The 2,326-nt window shown below is 73.0% G+C and carries 2 protein-coding genes; both read right to left on the bottom strand.

The genetic code is table 11. The features are described from left to right. Nucleotides 1-628: cytochrome d ubiquinol oxidase subunit II (gene cydB / locus ACWJ6R_RS34780; RefSeq protein ID WP_449066280.1), on the bottom strand; the 628-nt coding region annotated here is incomplete at its 3' end. Nucleotides 629-637: 9 nt separating this feature from the next. Further along, the gene (locus ACWJ6R_RS34775; protein WP_449066279.1) at nt 638-2,092 is read right to left on the bottom strand and encodes a cytochrome ubiquinol oxidase subunit I; all 1,455 of its coding nucleotides are present in this window, start codon (nt 2,090-2,092) and stop codon (nt 638-640) included. Nucleotides 2,093-2,326 lie beyond the last annotated feature (234 nt).

The following is a 2,326-nucleotide window of genomic DNA, read 5'->3' as shown; positions in this document are numbered from 1 at the left end:
GGTCGGCGCTCCACTCGGCGGCGGCCGTGGAGGGGATGCCGGACAGCGCCGCGATCCCGGCGGGCAGCACCACCGCGGAGGCGGCCAGGGCGGCGCGGCGGGCGCGGGCGCGCACCGGGCCGGAGGTCTTGAGGGCGAGGAAGACCGCGCCGTGCAGCAGGCAGAGCGCGAGCGAGAACGCCCCGCCGAGCAGCGCGGCGAGCGCGCCGTCGTGCAGCAGGTCGGCGAAGACCGCGCCCCACAGGAAGGCGGGCAGCGCGCTGCCGATCCCGATCCCCAGGTCGCACCAGGTCCGGTCGGAGGCGTGGGCGACCTTGCCCCGCCACTCCAGCCCGACCCCGCGCACGATCAGCCCGGCCAGGACCATCACGATCGGCAGGTAGAACGCGCTGAGCAGCCCCGCGTACCAGGCGGGGAACGCGGCGAACATGGCGCCCACCGCGCTGATCAGCCAGACCTCGTTGCCGTCCCAGACGGGACCGATGGTGGCGAGCGCCTGCTTGCGCTCGGCCTCGCCCCGGGAGACCAGCGGGGCCAGCATGCCGACGCCGAAGTCGAAGCCCTCCAGGACGAAGAAGCCCGTCCAGAGGAAGGCGATGATCGCGAACCAGAGGGTCGTGAGTTCCATGGGATCCCCTCAGTACATCAGGGTCGGCTGGAGCCGGGCGGCCGCGTCCCGGCCGCCGGCACCGTCGGCGGGAGGTACGGCGGGCGGCGCCGGGAGCGCGGGTTCGGGGCCCGCCTTGACGTGGCGGACGAGCAGGACGGCCTCGGCCACGGCGAGCAGGCCGTACAGGAGGGTGAAGACCGCCAGGGAGACGGCCACCTCGGTCAGGCCGACGCCGGGGGAGACGCTCGCCGCGGTGAGCAGCTCGCCCTGGACGGTCCAGGGCTGGCGGCCGATCTCGCTCAGCAGCCAGCCGGCGATCATCGCGAGGAACGGCAGCGGGAGCGCCAGCACGAAGGCGCGGGCGAGCCAGGACGGCAGCTCGCGCTCCGGCCCCGGAGCGCGGCGGCGCCGGCGGGTCAGCCAGAGGCCCAGGACGGACAGGGCGACGACGGTCAGCCCGAAGACGATCATCACGCGGAAGGACAGGTAGACCACGGGGACGTTCGGCCGGTAGTCGCCGGGGCCGAAGCGCCGGGCGAACTCCGCCTGCAGGTCCTCGGTGCCCCGGACGACCGCCCCCGGGTCGTTCGCGGCCAGGAGGCTGAGCAGCATCGGCACCTCCAGGCCCGGCACGGGGGAGAAGGCCGCCCCGGCGGTGTCGCGCTCCAGCCCTTCGGCGGCGGCCAGCTTCATGGGCTGCTGCTCGTGCAGGAGCTTGCCGGAGGCGTCGCCGGTCCCGGCGACGACCGCGCCCGCCAGCGCGGTCATGACCAGCGCGGCCCGCACCGGGGTCCGCCACATGGCGGTCGCGCCCCCGGCGCCGCGCCGCATCGGGACCGTGCGGTCCGGGTCGGCCCTGCGCTCGACCAGGATCCGGTGGCCGCAGACCGCCAGCACGAACCCGCCCGCGACCACGAAGGACCCGGCCACCACGTGCGGGACCTGCGCGAGCGCGGTGGAGTTGGTGAGCACGGCCCACAGGTCCGTCATCCGCGCCCTGCCGTCCACCACCTCGTAGCCGACCGGGTGCTTCATCCAGGCGTTGGCGGCCAGGATGAAGTAGGCCGACAGGTTGGACCCGATGACCGCGGCCCAGATCGCGGCCAGGTGCACCCGCTTGGGCAGCCGGTCCCAGCCGAAGATCCACAGCCCGAGGAAGGTGGACTCCAGGAAGAAGGCGAGCAGCGCCTCCAGCGCCAGCGGGGCGCCGAAGACGTCCCCGACGAAGACCGAGTACTCGCTCCAGTTCATCCCGAACTGGAACTCCTGCACGATGCCGGTGACCACGCCCATGGCGAAGTTGATCAGGAAGAGCTTCCCGAAGAACTTCGTCAGCCGCAGGTAATGCTCCTTACCGGTGCGGTGCCAGGCGGTCTGCAGACCGGCGACGAAGACGCCCAGCCCGATCGTCAGCGGTACGAACAGAAAGTGGTAGACGGTGGTGATCCCGAACTGCCACCGCGCCAGGTCCAGTGCTTCCATGCCTCTCCCCCTGCGGGACTTCAGCTCTACGGGCTGTAGTTCTACTTTTAGTAGTACTACGTCTTGTAGAGCAACGGGAGGGGGAGGCGCCGCGAACCGCTGCGATCCTCGTCACATGGCCCGGCCGGGACCGCACTTCCCCGCCGGGCCGGATCGCCCCCTCCGGCTCGCGGCGCCGGCTTCCCCTCGCGGCGCCCGGATCCCGTCCGGATCCCCGTCCGGCCGTCCGGCCGG

Source organism: Planomonospora algeriensis (assembly GCF_977012225.1).
The sequence above is the reverse complement of the archived record's forward strand: the minus strand, read 5'-3'. Positions and strand labels throughout refer to the sequence as shown.